The 19,210-nt window shown below is 64.4% G+C and carries 24 protein-coding genes; 7 read left to right on the plus strand and 17 right to left on the minus strand.

The window, feature by feature from the left end; genetic code table 11:
• Positions 1 to 5: 5 nt before the first annotated feature.
• From accB to NFW30_RS01515, 3 genes are all read right to left on the minus strand, one after another.
• A complete protein-coding gene (gene accB, locus NFW30_RS01505) occupies positions 6 to 461 on the minus strand; it encodes an acetyl-CoA carboxylase biotin carboxyl carrier protein (RefSeq protein ID WP_295350259.1) in 456 nt (151 codons plus the stop codon).
• Positions 462 to 547: 86 nt separating this feature from the next.
• Complete coding sequence (gene aroQ, locus NFW30_RS01510; RefSeq protein ID WP_295350262.1) at positions 548 to 1,039, minus strand: type II 3-dehydroquinate dehydratase; 492 nt, start codon at positions 1,037 to 1,039, stop codon at positions 548 to 550.
• A 139-nt stretch (positions 1,040 to 1,178) separates the two neighbouring features.
• On the minus strand, positions 1,179 to 1,787 hold the full coding sequence (locus NFW30_RS01515; protein WP_295350265.1) for a hypothetical protein: 609 nt from the start codon (positions 1,785 to 1,787) through the stop codon (positions 1,179 to 1,181).
• 112 nt (positions 1,788 to 1,899) lie between these two features.
• Here NFW30_RS01515 and mpl point away from each other — a divergent pair, with 112 nt between their 5' ends.
• Positions 1,900 to 3,273: a UDP-N-acetylmuramate:L-alanyl-gamma-D-glutamyl-meso-diaminopimelate ligase gene (gene mpl / locus NFW30_RS01520; protein WP_295350268.1), complete on the plus strand. Its 1,374-nt coding sequence runs from the start codon at positions 1,900 to 1,902 to the stop codon at positions 3,271 to 3,273.
• Positions 3,274 to 3,314: 41 nt separating this feature from the next.
• Here the strand turns inward: mpl and cyoE are convergent, their stop codons facing one another.
• The 6 genes from cyoE to NFW30_RS01550 all read right to left on the minus strand — a co-directional run bounded on the left by cyoE (position 3,315) and on the right by NFW30_RS01550 (position 8,929).
• Positions 3,315 to 4,208 carry a heme o synthase gene (cyoE, locus tag NFW30_RS01525; RefSeq protein WP_295350270.1) on the minus strand — a complete coding sequence of 298 codons (894 nt, stop codon included), beginning with the start codon at positions 4,206 to 4,208 and terminating at the stop codon, positions 3,315 to 3,317.
• 93 nt (positions 4,209 to 4,301) lie between these two features.
• Positions 4,302 to 4,934: an SCO family protein gene (locus NFW30_RS01530; RefSeq protein WP_295350273.1), complete on the minus strand. Its 633-nt coding sequence runs from the start codon at positions 4,932 to 4,934 to the stop codon at positions 4,302 to 4,304.
• A 66-nt stretch (positions 4,935 to 5,000) separates the two neighbouring features.
• The gene (locus tag NFW30_RS01535; RefSeq protein ID WP_295350276.1) at positions 5,001 to 6,572 is read right to left on the minus strand and encodes a cbb3-type cytochrome c oxidase subunit I; all 1,572 of its coding nucleotides are present in this window, start codon (positions 6,570 to 6,572) and stop codon (positions 5,001 to 5,003) included.
• A 20-nt stretch (positions 6,573 to 6,592) separates the two neighbouring features.
• Positions 6,593 to 7,384: a cytochrome c oxidase subunit II gene (locus NFW30_RS01540; protein ID WP_295350279.1), complete on the minus strand. Its 792-nt coding sequence runs from the start codon at positions 7,382 to 7,384 to the stop codon at positions 6,593 to 6,595.
• The gene (locus NFW30_RS01545; RefSeq protein ID WP_295350282.1) at positions 7,377 to 8,093 is read right to left on the minus strand and encodes an SCO family protein; all 717 of its coding nucleotides are present in this window, start codon (positions 8,091 to 8,093) and stop codon (positions 7,377 to 7,379) included. Before NFW30_RS01545 ends, NFW30_RS01540 begins: the two co-directional genes overlap by 8 nt.
• 68 nt (positions 8,094 to 8,161) lie before the next feature.
• Positions 8,162 to 8,929 carry a heme-copper oxidase subunit III gene (locus NFW30_RS01550; protein WP_295350285.1) on the minus strand — a complete coding sequence of 256 codons (768 nt, stop codon included), beginning with the start codon at positions 8,927 to 8,929 and terminating at the stop codon, positions 8,162 to 8,164.
• 176 nt (positions 8,930 to 9,105) lie between these two features.
• Between NFW30_RS01550 and NFW30_RS01555 the strand changes: the two genes are divergently transcribed.
• On the plus strand, positions 9,106 to 9,765 hold the full coding sequence (locus NFW30_RS01555) for a c-type cytochrome (RefSeq protein ID WP_295350287.1): 660 nt from the start codon (positions 9,106 to 9,108) through the stop codon (positions 9,763 to 9,765).
• 83 nt (positions 9,766 to 9,848) lie between these two features.
• Here the strand turns inward: NFW30_RS01555 and rpoH are convergent, their stop codons facing one another.
• On the minus strand, positions 9,849 to 10,712 hold the full coding sequence (rpoH, locus tag NFW30_RS01560; protein ID WP_295350290.1) for an RNA polymerase sigma factor RpoH: 864 nt from the start codon (positions 10,710 to 10,712) through the stop codon (positions 9,849 to 9,851).
• Positions 10,713 to 10,986: 274 nt separating this feature from the next.
• On the opposite strand from rpoH, the gene NFW30_RS01565 reads away from it, so the two are divergent.
• The 4 genes from NFW30_RS01565 (at position 10,987) to NFW30_RS20010 (ending at position 13,120) form a co-directional block, all read left to right on the plus strand.
• Complete coding sequence (locus NFW30_RS01565) at positions 10,987 to 11,247, plus strand: hypothetical protein (protein WP_295350293.1); 261 nt, start codon at positions 10,987 to 10,989, stop codon at positions 11,245 to 11,247.
• 67 nt (positions 11,248 to 11,314) lie between these two features.
• A complete protein-coding gene (locus NFW30_RS01570; protein ID WP_295350296.1) occupies positions 11,315 to 12,154 on the plus strand; it encodes a DUF692 domain-containing protein in 840 nt (279 codons plus the stop codon).
• Positions 12,151 to 12,921, plus strand: a complete 771-nt coding sequence (locus NFW30_RS01575) for a DNA-binding domain-containing protein (protein ID WP_295350299.1) — start codon at positions 12,151 to 12,153, stop codon at positions 12,919 to 12,921. The genes NFW30_RS01570 and NFW30_RS01575 overlap by 4 nt, the downstream gene beginning before the upstream one ends.
• A gap of 22 nt (positions 12,922 to 12,943) precedes the next feature.
• Positions 12,944 to 13,120, plus strand: a complete 177-nt coding sequence (locus NFW30_RS20010; protein ID WP_363322051.1) for a cysteine-rich CWC family protein — start codon at positions 12,944 to 12,946, stop codon at positions 13,118 to 13,120.
• Positions 13,121 to 13,202: 82 nt separating this feature from the next.
• Here the strand turns inward: NFW30_RS20010 and nudB are convergent, their stop codons facing one another.
• Genes nudB through NFW30_RS01605 form a run of 6 tightly spaced genes read right to left on the minus strand, consistent with a single transcriptional unit; the run spans position 13,203 to position 17,292 of the window.
• Positions 13,203 to 13,658 carry a dihydroneopterin triphosphate diphosphatase gene (gene nudB / locus NFW30_RS01580; protein WP_295350302.1) on the minus strand — a complete coding sequence of 152 codons (456 nt, stop codon included), beginning with the start codon at positions 13,656 to 13,658 and terminating at the stop codon, positions 13,203 to 13,205.
• Entirely contained in the window at positions 13,655 to 14,098 is a 444-nt protein-coding gene (locus NFW30_RS01585) for a barstar family protein (protein ID WP_295350305.1), read from the minus strand. The genes nudB and NFW30_RS01585 overlap by 4 nt, the downstream gene beginning before the upstream one ends.
• On the minus strand, positions 14,095 to 14,496 hold the full coding sequence (locus NFW30_RS01590; RefSeq protein WP_295350308.1) for a ribonuclease domain-containing protein: 402 nt from the start codon (positions 14,494 to 14,496) through the stop codon (positions 14,095 to 14,097). The genes NFW30_RS01585 and NFW30_RS01590 overlap by 4 nt, the downstream gene beginning before the upstream one ends.
• Positions 14,497 to 14,505: 9 nt before the next feature.
• Positions 14,506 to 16,308: an aspartate--tRNA ligase gene (gene aspS / locus NFW30_RS01595; RefSeq protein WP_295350311.1), complete on the minus strand. Its 1,803-nt coding sequence runs from the start codon at positions 16,306 to 16,308 to the stop codon at positions 14,506 to 14,508.
• Positions 16,309 to 16,321: 13 nt separating this feature from the next.
• A complete protein-coding gene (locus NFW30_RS01600) occupies positions 16,322 to 16,963 on the minus strand; it encodes a DUF502 domain-containing protein (RefSeq protein WP_295350335.1) in 642 nt (213 codons plus the stop codon).
• Positions 16,963 to 17,292 carry an FmdB family zinc ribbon protein gene (locus tag NFW30_RS01605; RefSeq protein WP_295371637.1) on the minus strand — a complete coding sequence of 110 codons (330 nt, stop codon included), beginning with the start codon at positions 17,290 to 17,292 and terminating at the stop codon, positions 16,963 to 16,965. The genes NFW30_RS01600 and NFW30_RS01605 overlap by 1 nt, the downstream gene beginning before the upstream one ends.
• Positions 17,293 to 17,697: 405 nt before the next feature.
• Here NFW30_RS01605 and NFW30_RS01610 point away from each other — a divergent pair, with 405 nt between their 5' ends.
• Complete coding sequence (locus tag NFW30_RS01610; protein ID WP_295350317.1) at positions 17,698 to 18,504, plus strand: DUF2189 domain-containing protein; 807 nt, start codon at positions 17,698 to 17,700, stop codon at positions 18,502 to 18,504.
• 121 nt (positions 18,505 to 18,625) lie between these two features.
• On the opposite strand, the gene NFW30_RS01615 is transcribed toward NFW30_RS01610, so the two are convergent.
• Positions 18,626 to 18,853: a zinc ribbon domain-containing protein gene (locus NFW30_RS01615; RefSeq protein WP_295350320.1), complete on the minus strand. Its 228-nt coding sequence runs from the start codon at positions 18,851 to 18,853 to the stop codon at positions 18,626 to 18,628.
• Between the last annotated feature and the right edge of the window lie 357 nt (positions 18,854 to 19,210).

The raw sequence follows: 19,210 nt of genomic DNA on the forward strand, positions 1-19,210 counted from the left end.
GCCCCCTAGCCGACGATGAAGAGTGCTTCACCGAATTCGACCGGCTGACCGTTCTCGACCAGAATGGCCTTCACGGTGCCCGAGCGCTCTGCTTCGATCTCGTTGAGAAGCTTCATGGCTTCGATGATGCACAGGGTATCGCCTGCCTTGACGGTGCTGCCGACTTCGACGTAGGGCTCGGCGCCCGGGCTGGGAGCCCGATAGAAGGTGCCGACCATCGGTGCCTTGACGGCGTCGCCTTCAGGCAGTTCCGGCTCGGCCGGCGGCGCCACCGCTGCCGCCGATGCGGTCGGAGCGGCGGTCACCGGCACCGACCCAAGCGGCGACATGGCATAGTGATGCGAGACCATGCCTCCGTGCTTGACGATGCGAACCTTTTCTTCGGCATCGTTGATCTCGAGTTCGGTGATGCTCGACTCCTCGACCAGGTCGATGAGTTTCTTCAGTTTCCGCAGATCCATTCACTTGCTCCAGATGATTGCCCTTCTTGCGGTCACGCCCATGCAGCCGCCCGAGAGGGGACCGCAGCCTGAGGGAAACAAAGTGCTCATTCGGTCGCCATCTGGCGCAACAGGTACTCGAGCGCCAACAGGTAACCCTCGCTGCCAAGGCCACAGATGACGCCGATCGCCAGGTCGGAGAAATACGAGTGGTGACGAAATGGCTCGCGGGCATGGACGTTCGACAGGTGCACTTCGACGAAGGGCAGGCCAGTACCGGCGAGGGCGTCGCGCAGCGCGACACTGGTATGGGTGTACGCGGCGGGATTGACGATCAGGTAGCGGATGCCCTGCTGCCGCGCCGCATGGACACGTTCGATCAGGGCACCTTCATGGTTGCTCTGGAAGGCCTCCAGGTGAACGCCAGCGGCAGCCGCACGATGCGCCAGCGCCATGTTGATCTCGGCGAGGGTCGTCGAACCGTAGTGGGCTGGTTCCCGGGTACCGAGGAGGTTGAGATTGGGGCCATGCAGTACCAACAGACGCGGCGCCTCCGGCGGCTGGCCGACGGTCGACGACGGATCCTTTTGCTTCCTCATGGGCGCGAGTTTGCCGCAAATGGCGGCATTCTGTCCAGCAGAACCTTGGCCGCACGCAGTTCGTGCGGCGCCGCCCAAACGACGGAGCGGGCCACTGGAGGGCGGTGTCGGGAGAGACGCAGATGGGTTGTTGCGCCGGTCAGCGGCTGACAGCCGAGGCCTCGTCGAGCAATCGGCGCACGGTCGCGAGGCGCGCCCGTGCGCGCGGCCTGCCGTCACGCGTGCGAAAGCCGACACGTTCTTCAGTCCGTGGATAGATCACCATGTTGACCGTCACGTCGTCGGCGACCAGTGTGAGGACTGCTTCGGCTCGCTCGGTGCGTGGCGTGCTGTGGCAAAAACAGAACTTCTCGTTGAGCAGGAAGATCTCGACGTCCTTGGCACTGTCGGCGAAGAGCTGGATGTCGATTTCGGTGTAGCGCCCGGCCGTACCGTCGAGTACCGCCCCCGTGAGATAAGGATTGAAGCGTTGCATCGCGGTCATCAGGCGTGCGGCGATGGCGAGAAGCTGCTGCTGCCGCGCATGCTGCTCCGCTTCGTGGAACAAGCGCTGGTGCGTCCGCAAGGCCTCCTCGACCGCAGCGTCGTCAGGAAGGGCGGCGTTCGCCGCCAACCCGAGTTGACGCGCCGCCTTGCGTTTGGCGCGGGCGATGTCGCTGATGCCATCCTCGGCCATCAGGCGCGCTGCGAGGGCAGCAAGCTGACTGCGCGACTGCGCGCTGCGCTGGCGATCCTGGCTGCTGTTCATCGACGGCTCCCGATGCGTGGCGCTGCGCCCGGTGGTCGGGCCCTTGCCGGCCCCTGAGCCAGCGGGCACGGTTACAATCGCGCCTTCGGCAGATTCTACTAGGATTCGCGACATGCACATCCACATCCTCGGCATCTGCGGCACCTTCATGGCGGGTGTCGCGCAACTGGCGCGGGCTGCCGGACATCATGTGACCGGTTGCGACAGCGGCGTCTATCCACCGATGAGCAGCCAGTTGGCCGCCGCCGAGATCGAAGTCATCGAAGGTTACGACACGGCGCAGACGGCAATCGATCCCGATTGCTACGTGGTCGGCAACGCGATTTCGCGCGGCACCCCGCTGCTGGAGGAAATCCTGGACCGCAATCTGCCCTTCTTGTCCGGCCCACAGTGGCTTGCCGAGCACGTGCTGCGGCAGCGCTGGGTCCTAGCAGTCGCCGGGACGCACGGCAAGACGACGACGGCCGCCATGCTCGCGTGGATCCTCGAGGAAGCCGGCCTCAGCCCGGGCTTCCTGATCGGCGGCGTACCGCTGAACTTCGGCGTTTCGGCACGTCTTCCCGGCGAGCTCAGGAAGTCGCCTTTCTTCGTCATCGAGGCCGACGAGTACGATACGGCGTTCTGCGACAAACGTTCGAAGTTCGTGCACTATCACCCAAGGACCGCAATCCTGAACAACCTGGAGTTCGATCATGCCGACATTTTCGCCGATCTGGCGGCGATCGAGACCCAGCTCCACCATTTTGTTCGCACCCTTCCACGCTCCGGCCTGATCGTCGCGAACGCCGCCGAGAGCGCCATCGAGCGGGTACTGGCCCGCGGATGCTGGACTCCGGTTGAGCGTTTCAACGACGGTGCCAGCTGGTATGCGGAGGGCAGTGACGGTGACGGCAGCCTGCATCTCCTGCAGGCTGGCGAGTTGATTGGCAGTACGACCTGGAATCTGAACGGGGAGCACAATCGCAGCAACGCCGTCGCCGCCCTGCTCGCCGCACGTCACGTCGGTGTCCCGTTGACGCGCGGGCTGCAATCCCTGCACGGCTTCACCAACGTCAAGCGTCGTCTCGAGGTCCGCGGCACGGCGAACGGTGTGACGGTTTTCGACGATTTCGCCCACCACCCGACCGCCATCGCGACGACCATCAAGGGCCTGCGCGACAAGGTCGGCAGACGGCGCATTCTGGCGGTCATCGAGCCACGCTCGAACACGATGAAACTGGGGGTGATGAAGGACCAGCTCGCGGGCAGCCTGCGCGCAGCGGACCTGGTGTTCTGTTACAGCGCAGGGCTCGGCTGGAACGTCGCCGAGACCCTCGCGCCGCTTGGTGAGGGGCTGCACGTCGAAGACGATCTCGCTCGCCTGGTCGAGCGAATCTGCGCTGCGAGCAGGCCTGAAGACCAGATCCTGGTCATGAGCAACGGTGGCTTCGGCGGCCTGCACGACAGGCTGCTCGCTGCCCTCGCCGACAGGCCGGCACAGGCTTGAGAGTCTGCTGCCGCAGCCTGGCGGCGATGACGCGACCGCAGTCAGAGCGCGTGGTCGATGAGCAGGGCAGCGAAGAGCAGGGCGAGGTAGATGATCGACCAGCGGAAGGTCTTGCGCGCCGCCAGGTCGGAGTAGTCACGCCAGATGATCCAGGCATGGGCCAGAAAGACCCCGTCGAGCACGATGGCGGCCACCAGGTAGGGCAGGCCGCTCATCCCGATGGCGTAGGGAAGCAGTGTCACGGCGCTCAGGCCGAGCGTGTAGAGGAAGATGTGGCGGCGGGTGTACGCCGCACCGTGGGTCACCGGCAGCATCGGCAGCCCCGCTGCCTCGTACTCACGGGCGCGGTAGAGCGCAAGCGACCAGAAGTGCGGTGGTGTCCACACGAAGATGATCAGGAACAGCAGCCACGCTTCGACCGGAGCCTGTCCGGTCACGGCCGACCAGCCGAGAACCGGCGGCATGGCCCCGGCCGCGCCGCCAATGACGATGTTTTGCGAGGTCCGCGGCTTCAGGTAAAGCGTGTAGACCACCGCATAGCCGACGAAGGTGACGAGGGTCAGCCACATCGTCACCGGATTGACGAAGCGGTAAAGAAGCGACAACCCCGCCCCACCGAGAATGCCCGAGAAGAAGAAGGTCTCGAAGGCGCTGACCTCGCCCAGCGGCAGCGGCCGTGCCCGCGTACGCGCCATGCGCGCGTCGATGTGTTCCTCGACGAGGCAATTGATGGCCGCGGCGGCACCGGCGACGAAAGCGATGCCGATGGTCGCGAAGACCAGCACCGGCGTCGGCACCGGCCCGGGCGATGCCAGGAACATGCCGATCACGGCGCAAAAGACGATCAGTGACACCACACGCGGCTTGGTCAGCGCGACGAAGGCACGCAGACGCTGAAGCGTCGGCTGCAAGCGGGAAAAGGTCGTGGCTTTCATGGGCTTCAATCCATTCCAGATGGTCAATCATGCTCGTCGAACGCGCCTGCAGCACGCATCCCGGCCTGTTCGTGACGGCTTCCACGCCACGATTCAGCGTACGACTGCCAGGACATCCTGCAACATCGCCGACAGTGTCTGCGGCGCCGGGAAAACGGCCTGCAGGTGTCCGCGCGGATCGATCAGGTAGATCGCCGCCGAATGGTCCACCGCGTAGTCCGGCTTCCCGTCCCTGTCGTGCCGCAGGTAGTAGACGCCGAGATGCTGCACCAGCGGTGCCAGGCCGGCGTCGTCAGCGGTGGCACCGATGAAGTCCGGATCGAACGCGCTCGTGTAGCGGCTCAGCGTCTGCGGGTCGTCGCGCGGGTCCACCGAGACCATCACCACCTGCGGCAGGACCACGGCCCGTTCGGCCAGCCTGCTCCTGAGCTCCTTCAGCAAATGGAGGGCGGTCGGACAAATGTCCGGGCAGAAGGTATAGCCAAAGAAAAGCAGCGTCCAGCGACCCATCAGGTCGCTGTTGGCAAAGTGGCCGCCCTCGCGGACGAGTTCAAAGGGAGGAAGCGGTCGCTCGTCGTCGAGCATCGTCGCCGACTGCAGGCGGATCTGCGTCGGGTCCAGCGGTGCCGCGCGATCGACCGACAAGGCTCGCCAGATGAGGCCGCCGGCGAGCACGAGGAAAAGAAGACCTGCAGCCAGTACGGTCAGCCACCCGCGCCTGCTCATCCCGTCCGGCCCGGCGACGACGGCAAGAAAAAGGGCGCCCGCAGGCGCCCGATCCACACGGGCAACTCAGCGCCTGTCGTAGGCGTAGGGCGTCCACTCCGCACTCACGCTCGGCGGCGACGGCCAGTTGCCATGCGGCGGTGGCGAGACGGTGGTCCATTCGAGCGACATCGACTGCCACGGGTTGTCGCCGGCAGGTGCGCCCTTCATGGCGCCGACGATCCAGTTCACCAGGGCGATGGCAAAACCGACGCCGAGAATGGCTGCGCCAATCGTCATCAGCTGATGCGCGCCCTCGAACTGCGAAAAGTGCGAGTAATCGTAATAGCGGCGCGGCATTCCCTTGACACCGATGTCCATCATCGTCCAGAAGACGATGTTGGTACCGACGAAGGTAACCCAGAACCCCAGCTTGCCCCAGAACTCGTTGTACATGCGTCCGGTGATCTTGGGAAACCAGTAGTAGACTCCGGCGAAGATCGAGAAGGTTCCGGCAACCGCCATGACGTAGTGGAAGTGTCCGACCACGTAATAGGTTTCGGACAGGTGCAGCGTCAGGGAGGGCAGCGCCAGCGGGATCCCGGTCAGGCCGCCGATCAGGAAGAGAAACAGCACTCCCAGCGCGTACAGCATCGGCGTCTCGAAGGTGATCGAACCCTTGTACAGCGTTCCCACCAGGCCGATCAGCATGAGACCGACAGGCACCGAGATCATCAGCGTGGTGACCATCTGACCGATTCGGATCCAGTCGATCATGCCGGACACGTACAGGTGATGGACCCACACGACGCCCGACAGCAGGATGATGCCGCCGATGCCGCCATAGACGACCGCGTTGTAGTTGAAGACCCGGTTCTTGGCGAAGGTGGCGACGATCTCGAACAGGACGCCGAAGAATGGCAGGAAGATGACGTAGACAGCCGGGTGCGAATAGAACCAGAAGAGGTTCTGGTAAGTGAGGACGTCGCCGCCGCGCGCCGGATCAAAGAAGGTGGTTCCAAGATACTTGTCCATGCTGATCAGCGTCACGGCCGTGCCCAGCACGGGGACGAAGATGAGCTGCAGGACGAAGGCACCGAGCGTGCACCAGACGAAGATGTTGAGCTTGTTCCAGGTCAGGCCCGGCGCGCGCATGTAGGCGATGGTCGTCAGGAAGTTGACGCCACCGATGATCGACGCGAAGCCGAGGATCAGCACCGTGAAGGAGTAGAGGGCGGTGTTTCCGGCGGTGATCGTCGAGTACGGCGGATAGCCGGTCCACATGACGTCCGGCGGATCGGGAATGAAGAAGGTCAGCAGCGCGAGAATGATGCCGACGTAGAACAACCACACCGACAGGGCGTTGACGCGCGGAAACGCGACATCCTTGGCCCCGATCATCAGCGGAATGCAATAGTTGGCGAAGAATCCGGTCAACGCCGGAATCTGGAAGCCAAGGATCATCACCGCGCCGTGCGCGTAAAGCCAGACGTTGTAGCTCGACGGATTGCTGGTGATCGTCGGCCCCAGCGTCGACAACTCGACCCGCATCAACATCGCCATGATGCCGGCGACGATGAAAGCAGCCATGGAGCCGATCAGGTACAACACGCCAACGCGCTTGTGATCAGTGGTGAAGATCCATTCTTTCAGGTTCATGTCCAGCGTCCTCCCGTCACTCAACTACTTCTCTTGGCAGCAGCCGCGCCGGCTTCATACCATTGTTTGAACTCTTCAGGCGTCTTGACGATGATGCGGCCCGCCATGTACGAGTGCATGACGCCGCAGTACTCGGCACAAGTGACGACGTGCTCCTTGCCCGCCTCCCTGGGCAGGAACCAGAGAAAGGTCGTGCGACCCGGCATCGAGTCTTCCTTCACCCGGAAGTCGGGAATGAAGTGGCTGTGCAGCGTGTCGCGACTCGTCATGCGCAGCAGGATGGCCTTGCCAGCGGGAACGACCAGCTCGTTCTGCGTCTGCACACCGTTCGGATAGGTGTAGTCCCAGCTGTACATCCCCGACTCGAGATGGATCTCGAGACGATCCGCCGGCACGTCGCGGAATTTGTTCCACAGCACCCAGCCGTTGGCGGCAAGGAAGAGGTCGTCCGCCAGGAAGACGAAGGCCGGGATGACGGCCCAGCCAATCGCTGCTGCGGGCGAGAGCTTCGGTGCGCTGCCGACCTGTGGTCCGCCGGGCACCCGCCGATAGCGCCAGATGAAAAAGGCCGTCATCAGGGCAAAGAGGATGCCGATTACCGTGATGTCGATCAGCACCTCCTTCCAGAGGTAGTCCCAACCGGGAGCCGGGTCGGCGATCCGCGCCTCGCCCTTGTGCAGATACTGGAGCTTCGCGATGTTGCCCGAAGCCGGGGTCTGGCCACTGCTCTGCCCATCCCCACCTGCCGCCATGGCAACGTTGCTGACCGCGATCAGAGCCGTCGCTGCCCAGTGCTTGAGTATCCTATTCATGCAACCTCCCAATCCTCCTCCGATATCCCCATGCTCCCAGGCCCATCAGGACGAGGCCCAGGATCAGGGACCCCAACCCCGCGAGCAGCGAGTAATTCAGTTGGTACCTGCCTTCTTCGTAGTTGTAGCTGAAGCACGCTCCGCTGACGATGTCGAAGATCGCCGTCGAATTGGCGATACGTTCCCAGTCCGCTTCGGTCAGCGCCATTTCGATCGCCGTGGCGTCCATCCGCGTCCCGTAGATGTAGCGCGCCACCCGCCCTTCCGGTGTGACGAAGACCAGCACATTCGGATGCAGGAAGGCCTGCGCTGCATCCGACCAGAAGAACCGGAAACCCACGCTGCCGACAAAGGCTTCGACGTCGTCGGCAGCAAGGACTGCGTGCCGCCAGCCGGCGTGCCACTGCTCCGGGATTCCTCCCGTCTGGCGCAGGAACTCGGCCGCCGTGCGGCTCGAATCGCGCTTGTCGAAGGAAACGGTCAGGACGCGGTAATCGGTGCCCAGCGTGAACCGGTCGACCTTCGCCAGCACCTTCGCCAGCTCCCTGTTCATCGTCGGGCAGGTTCCGTCGCAACCGTAGTAGGAGAGCAACAGGATCAGCGGCTTGCCGAACATTTGCCGCAGCGGGAAGCTCTGCCCGTCGCTGTCGATGAAGCCGACGGCACCATCCAGCCGCGCGCCGAGGAACTGCGGTTCGTCGATGCGCATGATGGAGGTGTCCGGCGAACTGCTGCGGGTCGGCTCGCCGACTGCGTGTGCGAAACCCGACACCGCGACTACCAGAAGTAGACTTGCGAGACGACGAAGAACCAAATGATGTCCACGAAGTGCCAGTAGAGGCTGGCAGGCCGCCAGAACCCCGCCGGGATGGTGCCTTTCAGGGCAGGAAACAGCCCGGCGGTGAAAATCGCCAGGCCGACGATGACATGTGAAGCGTGCAGTCCGGTAATCGAGTAGAAGGTCGTTCCAAAGGCATTGCTGGAGATGGTGAAACCCTCGGCGATCAGGTGGCCCCATTCGTAAATCGACATGCCGAGGAAGGTGAAACCCAGGAGCATGGTCAACAGCAACCACTTGAGAACCGTTCCCCGATCGCCGCGATGCATCGCCTCCTCTTCCGCCATGTGGATGGTGAACGAGGAAGTGACGAGGATCACCGTCATCACGAGAGGGTAGACGATCGGCAGCGTCGGCGTCCCGGCCGGTGGCCATGACGGCGCGGACAGGCGCATGTACCAGTAATACACGAAGAAGGTTGCGAAGATCATCGCCTCGGCCAGGATGAACCAGCCCATCGCGCCGTAAGACAGACCCTCCCCCTTGCCGATCGCCTCGTTGGTCCAGCCGGCGACACCGCCCAGGATCATCGGCAAACCGAGGCCGAAGGTGATCAGGGCGGCGAAGGGCATGTGATAGACGAACTGGAAGCAGAAGGCCAGGCTCCAGGCGAGGACGCCGATGCTGATGATTGCCGGCCAGATGCTGTAGTCCCAGTGGGCGTGGGCGTGGCCGGCATGGTGGTGGGCGGCATCTTGCTGGGACATCGCGAATCCTCCCTTCGTGGTCCTTGTTTGACGGCGGGCGCCCGTCGCGCCCGATTGCCAGCTCGGCGGCGGATCCTCAAAATACCCGGCCTGTGACAATTTGTCGCGGAATTATGACAGAATGTACGTCGTCGTGCAAAGTCTGGTTTTTGCCCAAAAGGGAGGAAGGAAGGAACATGTTCAAGACCGCGTCCATGCTGGCAATGGCGTTTCTTGGGGTCAACGGTGCCGCGCTCGCCGCCGGCAACGCGGAACTCGGTCAGGCCAAGGCGGAAGTCTGCGCCGCCTGCCACGGCCCCGATGGCAACAGCATCGCGCTGCCGGCGCCGGCCGATCCGTGGCCGAAGCTGGCTGGCCAGCTGCCCGAGTACGTCATCAAGCAGGTGCACGACTTCAAGTCGGGACGGCGAAAGAACGAGCAGATGTCGCCGCAGGCCCAGGCGGTCGCCGAAGCCGACCTGGCCGACATCGCCGCCTACTTCGCCAGGCAGAAGATGAAGGCGAACGAGGTCAGCGACAAGGAACTTCTGGCCAGGGGAGAGCAGATCTTCCTCAAGGGCAAGGGCCGCCCGCAGGTGGTGCCGGCGTGCATCGGCTGCCACGGCAGATCGGGTGAGGGAAACCGGGACTGGGGCAAGCTGATGAGCAGGATTCCGACCGTGCTGGCACCGGCGATCGGCGGCCAGCATGCAAACTACCTCGAGAAGCAACTCAAGGCTTACAGGGACGGCAGCCGGGCCAACGACGAAGCCCGCGTCATGCGCGACATCGCAGCCCGGCTCAGCGATACCGACATCGCCGCGGTTGCCGAGTATGCCGCGACGCGCGGCAACTAGTCGCGCGTGCAGGCACTCGGCAGCGGGCTCAACTGCCGCAAAGGACGGAAGCCGGCGCCAACTGACGCCCGCCCGCGGCGCGCCTAGCGAACAGCCGCCACCATCGGCTCCAGGGTGGTGCGCATCTTCTGCATTGCCTTGACTTCGATCTGCCGGATGCGTTCGGCGGAAACGCCGAACTCGGCAGCAAGCTCGTGCAGCGTCGCGGTATGCTCATCGTTCAGCCAGCGTGCCTCGACGATTCGCCGGCTGCGCGGATCGAGTCCGGCGAGCGCCGCCTGCAGGCCATCCTGCTGCAGGTGATCGCGCGCCCGCGCCTCGAGCACCCGCAACGGCTCGCTCGAGGGGTCTGCGAGATAGTCGATCGGCGCAAACGCGCCGTCCTCGCTGCTCTCGCCTTCGAGCGCCAGATCGTGCCCCGCCATGCGCGAATCCATTTCGACTACATCCTCGGGCTTGACGCTCAGGCGATGGGCGATGTCCGCCACCTGCGGCTGGCTCAGTGAATCGCTGCTGCCCTTGAGGCTGCGCAGGTTGAAGAACAGCTTGCGTTGTGCCTTGGTCGTCGCGACCTTGACCATGCGCCAGTTGCGCAGGATGTACTCGTGAATCTCGGCCTTGATCCAGTGAATGGCGAAGGAGACCAGGCGCACGCCATGTCCCGGGTCGAAGCGCTTGACCGCCTTCATCAGGCCGATGTTGCCTTCCTGGATGAGGTCCGCATGCGGCAGCCCATAACCCATGTAGCCACGAGCCACGGCAACGACCAGCCGCAGGTGCGACAGAACCAGTTGGCGTGCAGCCTCGAGGTCGTCTTCCTCACGGAAACGGGTGGCGAGGCAAACCTCTTCCTCGGCGCTCAACATCGGAAAGCGCCGCACCGCCTGGATGTAGGAATCGATGCTGCCGGCTGCCGAAACGACCGGCAACGTCAGGGCCTGGGTCATGTGAGTCATTCCTCCTGCAATCATGGGACACCATCATTTTAGCACTCGGCACATCAGACTGCTAATCGCCGCAGGAGTTCGCTTGATCTGCGTATCCAGCGTGGCAGGGGCGTTCCCCCCCCCGCCTGGCCGATCGCACCGCTACTCGTCGGTCAGACAAAAAAACTTGCCGGAGATGTAAGTTATTCTTCGATTCCAGCGTCTAAGGGTTGTCAGGCAGCCGGTTCCGGTCTGACCGGGTCTGACCCACCCCATCCAACGAAAGGAGAAACACATGTCAAATCAAAAACCTGGTGTCGCCATTGCCGCTGCTGCCGCAGCCCTCTTCGCCGCTGGTACGCTGCTGGCACCGATCGCCCACGCCGCCGATGCGGCGACGGTGCGCTGTGCGGGCGTGAACTCGTGCAAGGGCTCCTCGGAGTGCAAGACTGCCAAGAGCGAGTGCAAGGCGACGAATTCCTGCAAGGGTCAGGGCTGGGTGACCAAAGGCAGTGCCAAGGAATGCACCGACGCCGGCGGCAAGGTCGTCAAGTAAGGCACGCACGCGGCGCCGTCGGCGATCAGGCGTCGGCGGTGCCCGCAAGTCGACAGAGGGAGAGCTGATGCACGAACCTGTTTGCGGCTTCGGGATTGGTCTGCGAAGCGAGCACTATCGCGATTTCATTGCCACCCCGCAACGGGTGGACTGGCTCGAGGTCATCTCGGAGAACTATCTGGTCGCTGGCGGCAAGCCGCTCCACCATCTCGACCGCATCCGTCGGGACTATCCAATGGTGATGCACGGCGTGTCGCTGTCGATTGGCGGCAGCGATCCTCTCGACCGCTCTTACCTGCAGCAGTTGCGCGCGCTCACGGAGCGGATTCAGCCAGCCTGGGTATCCGATCATCTGTGCTGGACGGGCACATCTTCACTCAACCTGCACGACCTGTTGCCGCTGCCCTACACCGAAGCCTGCCTGCGACACCTCGTGCCGCGTGTGCAGCAGGTACAGGAGTTTCTCGGACGGCCGCTGGTCCTCGAGAATGTCTCCAGCTACGTCCGCTTCCGCGGGGACGAGATGTGCGAATGGGAGTTCATCGCCGAGTTGCATGGGCGGACTGGTTGCCAGTTGCTGCTCGACGTAAACAACGTCTACGTGAGCAGCGTCAACCATGGCTTCGTCGCGCAAGCCTTCATCGACGCCATGCCGGCAGCAGCGGTCCGCCAGATCCACCTCGCCGGCCACGAAGACCACGGCGCGTACCTGATCGATACCCACGACCACCCGGTCTGCGATGCCGTGTGGGATCTCTATGCCTACACCGTCGGTCGACTGGGTCCGGTGGCGACGATGATCGAGCGTGACGACGACATCCCGCCACTCGAGTCCCTGCTCGCCGAACTGGACCGGGCGCGCCGCGTCAGCAGCACCGCTGCCGGCGACATGCGGTGCGCCGCATGAGGGTCAGCAGTTCGCTCGGCGAGCAGCAGCAGCGCTGCCAGCAAGCAATCCTCGACGGCGATCCGTTGCCGGGTCTCTTCGCGGACGAAGGCTCCAGCAACGGCGGCTTCGGCATCTACCTGCAAGCCTACCGCGCACGCCTGGCCGCCGCCCTGCGGGACAACTACCCGGTCCTGCTGCGCGCTCTCGGGGACGACGCCTTTGCTGCGCTGGCGAGCGCCTACATCGTCAACAGGCCATCGCGCTTCCGTTCGATCCGCTGGTTCGGTGACGCCCTTCCCGACTTCCTCGCCTCATCGGCCGAACATCTGGCGCATCCCTCGCTGGTCGATCTGGCCCGCATGGACTGGGCAACGCGGGCCGCTTTCGACGCCGCCGACGCCGAGCCCCTCAGCTTCGGCGACCTCGCCGAACTGGGCGCTGAGGACTGGCCGCAGCATCGTTTCTCTCTCCTGCCGTCATTGCAGATGCTGCGGCTGGACTGGCAGGTCGAGCCGATCTGGAAGGCTCTCGATGCCGACCCACTGGCCAGCTGCAACGAGCCGCCGCACGGACCACATCTGCTCCTGGTCTGGCGACCACGGCTCGACTGCCACTGGCGATCGGCGGCAGGCCTCGAAGCCCACGTCCTCGAAGCCCTGGCCACGGGTGCCTCCTTTGCCGCCTGCTGCGCGCTGATTGCCGAATCGGGTGACGCCGAACCGGCGCCAACCGCCGTCGGCTTCCTGCAGCGGTGGATCGCCGACGGTCTGTTGGCCCGTGCGTGAGACCGCAATGTCGGAGCCGGGCATGAGAAGCGGCGGGTCACGCTGCGCGCGCTGCGGCTGCCCCTTCACTTGCGGCATGCTGGCTGCAGGCGCTGAATGCTGGTGTTCGGAGTTGCCGCCCCTCGCCGAAGCCCCGACGCCCGGATCCCAGTGTTACTGCCGCGATTGCCTGGAAAAGCTGCACAGCCGTGGAGGGTGAATGCGCTGCACGACCGGATTCGCGGCGTTACCTGCTCGCCCAGCCTTGCATCCCGACGGCTCGCGATGAGTTCACCGGCCGCTCAGGGCGTCCGCCCGGCCAGACGCTCCGGCAACATGAGGATCGCCTCGCGGTTGCTCCACGAAAAGCAGCGCGTCGCCGCCTCGCGCCAAGGCAGCCAGCAGTACGCCCGGTGTTCGCCGGGCGCCAGGCGCACGGCGTCGGTTGCCACCCTCTGCAGCGAGAATACGTGCTCGGTGTTGTAGCGCACCCCGGGTGCGTAGCGGTGCCGCCACTCGGCGAAGATCTCGTAGCGGTTGCTCAACTGCCAGTCGCGCAGGTCGGCTGCCACCGCGTCGATCCCCGTTTCCTCGTTGACTTCCCGCACGGCGGTCGCCAGAAGTTCCTCGTCGGCCTCCTGACTGCCGGTGACCGACTGCCAGTAACCCGCGTGCGCGGCGCGCTCGAGCAGCAATACCTGCAGGTCGTCGGTATGGATGACGACCAGCACCGATACCGGCCGCTTGAAGCGACTCATCCCGTCTCGGCAAAGGCAGCCAGCCCGGTTGCCTGCGCGTCGAAGAAGATCCACATCGGATATCCCAGCGCCCGCCACTCGGCGACGGCCGCAGTAAGAACCTCCTCGAGCTCAGCAAAGCCCTCGGGCTCCCGCACGAGGAATGGCCCGGCATGGTCGATGGCGAGCACGTAACCGGCCGCCTCCACCCAGGAAAGGTCGGTCAGACAATCCTTGAGTGCGTCGAGGTTGTGCCCGTACCAGTCCGGAAAGTCGAGACCGATGCCAAGCCTGGCGAGTACCTCGTCGAGGCGAGAACAGTCGGCAAGGCTCACTTCGAAGCAGGCAAAGCCGGCTTCTGCCGCAGCGCGCCTGACCGCCTCACGGCAATGCGCAGGCAGATGAAAGACGCCGCCGGCGCTGGCGTCTTGAAGGGCGGCGAGCAACTCGTCGTGGCTCATGGCTGTTCGCGTATCCTGCGGAAGCTTAGATAGTGGTCGGCAGTATAGTAGTACTCGCCGGAACGGGCGACGTCACCACCGCGGCCGCTGCCGGCAATGATGCGCCGGGCCCCGCGATCTCGCCGGCCCGGCGTCGGCACCGTGTACTCACGATAGTAGCCGCGCGGCTGCAGCGGCAGACGCTTCTCGAAGTTGCCAAAAACGCTGCCATCCTTGTGCGGGTAGGGAAAGGGCCCGCCCCGGCGGATCAGCAGCAGGGTGTGTCTGGCCTCGGGCGGCAGTTCGCCGAGCGCGATGCTGCCGATTTCGCGACTGTCGCGCGCCGCCACCGTGCCGGTGAGACAGCAGCCGGCGATCGCCAGTACGAGGAGCCGGACGACGGCCAGGATTCTTGACATCGTCGCGACCTAGCCCTTGCCGATCTCGACCTGCGTGTCGACCCTCTGGCGCAGGCGAATGTGCAGTTCCCGCAACTGTTTCTCGTCGACCCCGCTCGGCGCATCGGTAAGCAGGCACTGTGCCCTTTGCGTCTTCGGGAAGGCTATGACGTCGCGGATCGACTCGGCGCCGGTCATCATCGTGACGATGCGGTCGAGTCCGAATGCCAGGCCGCCGTGCGGTGGCGCGCCGTACTGCAGCGCCGCGAGCAGGAAGCCGAACTTGGACTGCGCCTCGTCGTCGGCGATGCCCAGCGCCTTGAACACCTGTTCCTGGACCTCGGCGCGATGGATCCTGACCGAGCCACCGCCGAGTTCCGAGCCGTTGAGCGCCAGATCATAGGCCTTGGCGAGGCAACGCCCCGGGTCGCTCGCGAGCAGTCCGAGGTGCTCATCCTTCGGGCTGGTGAACGGATGATGGCAGGCATTCCAGCGGCGCGCCTCATCATCGTACTCGAACATCGGAAAGTCGACGATCCACACCGGCTCCCATGCGTTCCCGTTCACGAAGCCCTTCTCGTGACCGATGCGAACGCGCAGCGCGCCGAGCGCATCGTCGACCACCTTGCGCCGGTCGGCCCCGAAGAAGATCAGATCACCGGAGGTGGCACCGGTACGCTCGATGATGGCCCGCAGAGCGGCGGCATGCAGGTTCTTGACGATCGGCGACTGCAAGCCGCTTTCGTTCAGCTCGCTGACATCATTGACCTTGATGTAGGCGAGACCACGGGCGCCGTAGATGCCGACGAACTGGGTATAGGCGTCGATCTCACCACGCGTCAGACTGGCGCCGCCGGGAACCCGCAGCGCCGCGATGCGGCCGCCCTCACTGTTGGCAACATTGGCGAAGACCTTGAACGGTACATCCCTGAGCACATCCGAAACTTCGACCAGTTCGAGGGTCACCCGCAGGTCCGGCTTGTCGGAGCCGTAACGCTGCATCGCTTCGTGGTGACTGAGGCGAGGGAAGGGCCGAGGCAACTCCACTGTCATCACCTCGGAGAAAACCGTGCGAATCAGCTCCTCCATCAGCTCGATGATCTCGCCCTCGTCCATGAACGAGGTCTCGATATCGACCTGGGTGAACTCCGGCTGCCGGTCGGCGCGCAGGTCCTCATCCCGAAAACACTTGGTGATCTGGTAATAGCGGTCGAAGCCGGCGACCATCAGCAACTGTTTGAAGAGCTGTGGCGATTGCGGCAGGGCGAAGAACTGGCCGGGATGGACGCGCGACGGAACCAGGTAGTCACGGGCGCCTTCAGGCGTGCTCCTGGTCAGCATCGGCGTCTCGATGTCGATGAAGCCGGCATCGTCGAGAAAGCGCCGGAAGGCACGCGCCGTGCGGTAACGCAACTGCATGTTCTTCTGCATCTGCGGCCGCCGCAGATCGATCACCCGGTGCAGAAGGCGAGTGTTCTCCGACAGGTTCTCTTCGTCAAGCTGGAACGGTGGCGTCAGCGACGGGTTGAGAACCTCCATCTCGTGGCAGAGGATCTCGATCTCGCCACTCGCGATGTTGACATTCACCGTGCCCGGCGGCCGGGCGCGAACGCGGCCCCTGACGCGCAGGCAGAATTCGTTGCGCACGGATTCGGCGGTGTGGAACATCTCGGCGCGGTCGGGGTCGCAGACGACCTGGGCGATGCCTGCTCGGTCGCGCAGGTCAACGAAGATCACGCCGCCATGGTCGCGACGCCGGTGTGCCCAGCCGCAAAGGGTGACTTCCTGGTCGATGAGCCGTGCATCGACTTGCCCGCAGTAATGAGTTCGCATGCTCTGATCCGTTTCAGCTGTTCCGGTTGATCGTCAGGCCGCTGGCAATGCCGGCGACGTCTGGCCGTGGTTGCGGGGCCACGACGCCCATCGAGATGACATACTTGAGCGCCGTGTCAACGCTCATATCGAGTTCGACGACGTCGCTTCGAGGCAACATGAGGAAGAAACCCGACGTGGGATTTGGCGTTGTCGGTACGTACACGCTCACGTACTCGCCAGCCAGATGCCGCTCCATCTCGCCGCCCGGGCGGCCAGTGAGAAAGGCGATGGTCCATGCGCCGCGGCGCGGGTACTCGATCAGCAGCGCCTTGCGGAAGGCGTTGCCCGATGAGGAAAAGAGGGTGTCGGAAACCTGCTTGACGCTGTTGTAGATCGAATTGACGACCGGGATGCGCGCCAGCAACCTTTCCCACCAGACCACCAGACGCTGGCCGATGAAATTGGCGGCGATGATACCGGTCAGCAGGATGATCAGCAAGGTCAGGATCGCCCCGCTCCCGGGAATGTCGAAGCCGAGAACGCTTCGTGGATGGACCGCTGCCGGCAGCAGGTGGAGCGACTGGTCCATGGTGCCGATGATCATCGTCAGCACCCACGCGGTGATCGCCAGCGGCACCCAGATCAACAGGCCGGTGATGAAATAGCGCTTGATCAGTTGCCGGCGCACGCGTTGGCTCCGTCGGTGCTGGTGGCGGTCGCCGCTGGCGCGGCAGCCTTGTCAGCAGCGGGCGCCCCGTCGCCGGCAACCGCTGTCCCTTCGCTGGCGGCGGGTGTCTCCTTGCTCGACGGCTGCTTCTGTCCGCCCTTGAAGTCGGTGACATACCAGCCGCTGCCCTTCAATTGAAAACCGGCCGCTGTCAGCTGCTTGACATAGGTCGTCTGGCCACACGCCGGACAGATCTCGAGGGCCGGGTCGCTGAGTTTTTGCAGGTGGTCGTTCGCAAAGCCACAGGAAGCACAGCGATAGGCATAGATGGGCATGACTAACCTTCAGAAAGAACAGGAAAAAGCGTGATTATACGCGATCGCCGGGAGGATCGGGCGGCGCCCCGGCAGGGCCTACCCTCCGCGGCTCTGAGAGCGGAACGAGCTGCTCCGGTGATGGTCAGTGGCTGCACCGCGGACACGCTGTCGAGCTGCCGCTGTCGCCTTGGTGAGAGCGCTGCCGATCGGGTGCCGCTGACGGTCTTGCACCGTCGGCAGCTGATGTTATTCTCTGCTTGCGGCAATCACCTGCCATCTCAGGGCAGGAAGGGTCGGAGGAGCCCAACGACGCCGCTCGCAGGCCGGCGCCACGGTTGGCGCGCCGCAAGCCGCCAAACAGTCGGCCGCAGCAACGCGAAGCGCCGCACTTTCCGGGATCCCAGCCACAGGAGGGTAAGAAGAATGAGCGACAGTGACAGCGTCCAGGCCGGGCATCCGGCCAGCCACTTCCCGGTCATCCGCAGCATCGACGCCGCGGCGATCCCGCGCTGGCTCGGCGCCGGTTGGCGTGACTGCCGCAGGTCGGGCGTCGCCAGCGCTTTCTACGGAATCTGTTTCGCCGCCGCCGGGTGGTTGATGTACTTCGTGTTTGCCGAAGCCTACGCGCTCTTTGCCGGGCTGACGACCGGCTTCCTTTTGGTCGGTCCCTTCCTCGCGATCGGACTGTACGACCTCAGTCGGCGCATCGAGCGAGGTGAGCCGCCCCGCCTGGTACCGACACTGGCTGCCTGGCGCCCCAATCTCCCCAACGTCGGCCTGTTCGCAGCCCTGCTGACGATCGTCCTGCTGATCTGGGCACGCGCGTCGATGGTCGTTTTCGCGCTTTTCTTCACCGGCGGTCTGCCAACCTTTGCCGAAGTCGTGCGCAGCGTCCTGACCTTCGAGCAACCCGAGTTCTCACTCGTCTATTTCGCCGTCGGCGGCTTCTTCGCTGCCTTCGTTTTTGCCATTGGTGCGGTTTCGCTGCCGTTGATGTTCGATCGCAAGACCGATGCGGTGACCGCGGCCATCGCCAGCCTCGTCGCCTGTGGCCGCAACCCGGGACCGATGCTGCTGTGGGCAGGCAGCATCGTCCTCCTGGTCGGTATCGGTTTTGCGACGCTGTTCACCGGCCTGGTCGTCGCCACGCCGCTGGTTGGCCATGCCACCTGGCATGCCTACCGCGAGTTGGTGGCCGAACATGAGGATGCGGCCCCGGCAACGCCATGAGGCGGTCGTCAGGTCATTTCGGCAAGCACATCGAGCCCGTCGTGCCGCACGGCTGGTTGCGGGCAGGCGCTGGCAGTTGGCAGTGGCCCCGGATGGCAGGGGGATCGCGCAGGGCAGGCTTTCAGTGCAGGTGGCAGGCGCCCGGCCCATCCGGGTGTCCGCAACTGCCGCAGGATGCCGGAAGATCGTTGCGTCTGGTCTGAGCGGCGCTGGCTGCATTGAATGCCGACAGCTTCTTGCGCAGGTCGGTACTGTCGCATTGCGGGCAGTGCGGCGCCGGCGTCGACTGGCGTACGAGCTTCTCGAACTCCTGCCCGCAGGCAGCGCACTCGTATTCGAAGATGGGCATGGTGTCGATCCTCCCGAAGGTGCCGAAGACCCTGGCGGTCCACGAGATGCGGGCAGCCAAGGCAGGCAGCACATGCTACCAGCTTTCGCCCTGCGTGCGGATGGGGCGCGGGCGGCGGGCGGCGGCGGTCGAACGATTCCTCGCAGTGCGTGCCGGAGGGCGGACGGCTGGTCGGCACCCGCCACCAAGCGGTCCAGGTAGTGAAATTCAACGTCGAGTTCGCTGCTCAGGGTCTCGCCGCCGCTGCTCGTCGGCGCCGCCCCGGCAACGCGGATTCGCATTGAATCGATGGCTCTGCGGCTTGCTGTTACGTCCCGCCCTATTCAAGCCTCTCCGTCCCGAGCTATTCCGGGGTGA

The sequence above is a fragment of the Accumulibacter sp. genome, assembly GCF_023806635.1.
Lineage (GTDB): Bacteria > Pseudomonadota > Gammaproteobacteria > Burkholderiales > Rhodocyclaceae > Accumulibacter.

What these genes read in the sequence shown, in the direction of transcription:
- rpoH (WP_295350290.1), bottom strand. Translation starts at nt 10,712, where the DNA reads ATGACCCAGGCCCTGACGTTGCCGGTCGTTTCGGCAGCCGGCAGCATC.
- NFW30_RS01545 (WP_295350282.1), bottom strand. Translation starts at nt 8,093, where the DNA reads ATGCGCATCGACGAACCGCAGTTCCTCGGCGCGCGGCTGGATGGTGCC.
- NFW30_RS01555 (WP_295350287.1), top strand. Translation starts at nt 9,106, where the DNA reads ATGTTCAAGACCGCGTCCATGCTGGCAATGGCGTTTCTTGGGGTCAAC.
- NFW30_RS01550 (WP_295350285.1), bottom strand. Translation starts at nt 8,929, where the DNA reads ATGTCCCAGCAAGATGCCGCCCACCACCATGCCGGCCACGCCCACGCC.
- NFW30_RS01615 (WP_295350320.1), bottom strand. Translation starts at nt 18,853, where the DNA reads ATGCCCATCTTCGAATACGAGTGCGCTGCCTGCGGGCAGGAGTTCGAG.
- NFW30_RS01535 (WP_295350276.1), bottom strand. Translation starts at nt 6,572, where the DNA reads ATGAACCTGAAAGAATGGATCTTCACCACTGATCACAAGCGCGTTGGC.
- aroQ (WP_295350262.1), bottom strand. Translation starts at nt 1,039, where the DNA reads ATGAGGAAGCAAAAGGATCCGTCGTCGACCGTCGGCCAGCCGCCGGAG.
- mpl (WP_295350268.1), top strand. Translation starts at nt 1,900, where the DNA reads ATGCACATCCACATCCTCGGCATCTGCGGCACCTTCATGGCGGGTGTC.
- NFW30_RS01585 (WP_295350305.1), bottom strand. Translation starts at nt 14,098, where the DNA reads ATGAGCCACGACGAGTTGCTCGCCGCCCTTCAAGACGCCAGCGCCGGC.
- cyoE (WP_295350270.1), bottom strand. Translation starts at nt 4,208, where the DNA reads ATGAAAGCCACGACCTTTTCCCGCTTGCAGCCGACGCTTCAGCGTCTG.
- NFW30_RS01515 (WP_295350265.1), bottom strand. Translation starts at nt 1,787, where the DNA reads ATGAACAGCAGCCAGGATCGCCAGCGCAGCGCGCAGTCGCGCAGTCAG.
- NFW30_RS01575 (WP_295350299.1), top strand. Translation starts at nt 12,151, where the DNA reads ATGAGGGTCAGCAGTTCGCTCGGCGAGCAGCAGCAGCGCTGCCAGCAA.
- NFW30_RS01530 (WP_295350273.1), bottom strand. Translation starts at nt 4,934, where the DNA reads ATGAGCAGGCGCGGGTGGCTGACCGTACTGGCTGCAGGTCTTCTTTTC.
- NFW30_RS01565 (WP_295350293.1), top strand. Translation starts at nt 10,987, where the DNA reads ATGTCAAATCAAAAACCTGGTGTCGCCATTGCCGCTGCTGCCGCAGCC.
- NFW30_RS01605 (WP_295371637.1), bottom strand. Translation starts at nt 17,292, where the DNA reads ATGCCCATCTATGCCTATCGCTGTGCTTCCTGTGGCTTTGCGAACGAC.
- nudB (WP_295350302.1), bottom strand. Translation starts at nt 13,658, where the DNA reads ATGAGTCGCTTCAAGCGGCCGGTATCGGTGCTGGTCGTCATCCATACC.
- accB (WP_295350259.1), bottom strand. Translation starts at nt 461, where the DNA reads ATGGATCTGCGGAAACTGAAGAAACTCATCGACCTGGTCGAGGAGTCG.
- NFW30_RS01570 (WP_295350296.1), top strand. Translation starts at nt 11,315, where the DNA reads ATGCACGAACCTGTTTGCGGCTTCGGGATTGGTCTGCGAAGCGAGCAC.
- NFW30_RS01590 (WP_295350308.1), bottom strand. Translation starts at nt 14,496, where the DNA reads ATGTCAAGAATCCTGGCCGTCGTCCGGCTCCTCGTACTGGCGATCGCC.
- NFW30_RS01540 (WP_295350279.1), bottom strand. Translation starts at nt 7,384, where the DNA reads ATGAATAGGATACTCAAGCACTGGGCAGCGACGGCTCTGATCGCGGTC.
- aspS (WP_295350311.1), bottom strand. Translation starts at nt 16,308, where the DNA reads ATGCGAACTCATTACTGCGGGCAAGTCGATGCACGGCTCATCGACCAG.
- NFW30_RS20010 (WP_363322051.1), top strand. Translation starts at nt 12,944, where the DNA reads ATGAGAAGCGGCGGGTCACGCTGCGCGCGCTGCGGCTGCCCCTTCACT.
- NFW30_RS01610 (WP_295350317.1), top strand. Translation starts at nt 17,698, where the DNA reads ATGAGCGACAGTGACAGCGTCCAGGCCGGGCATCCGGCCAGCCACTTC.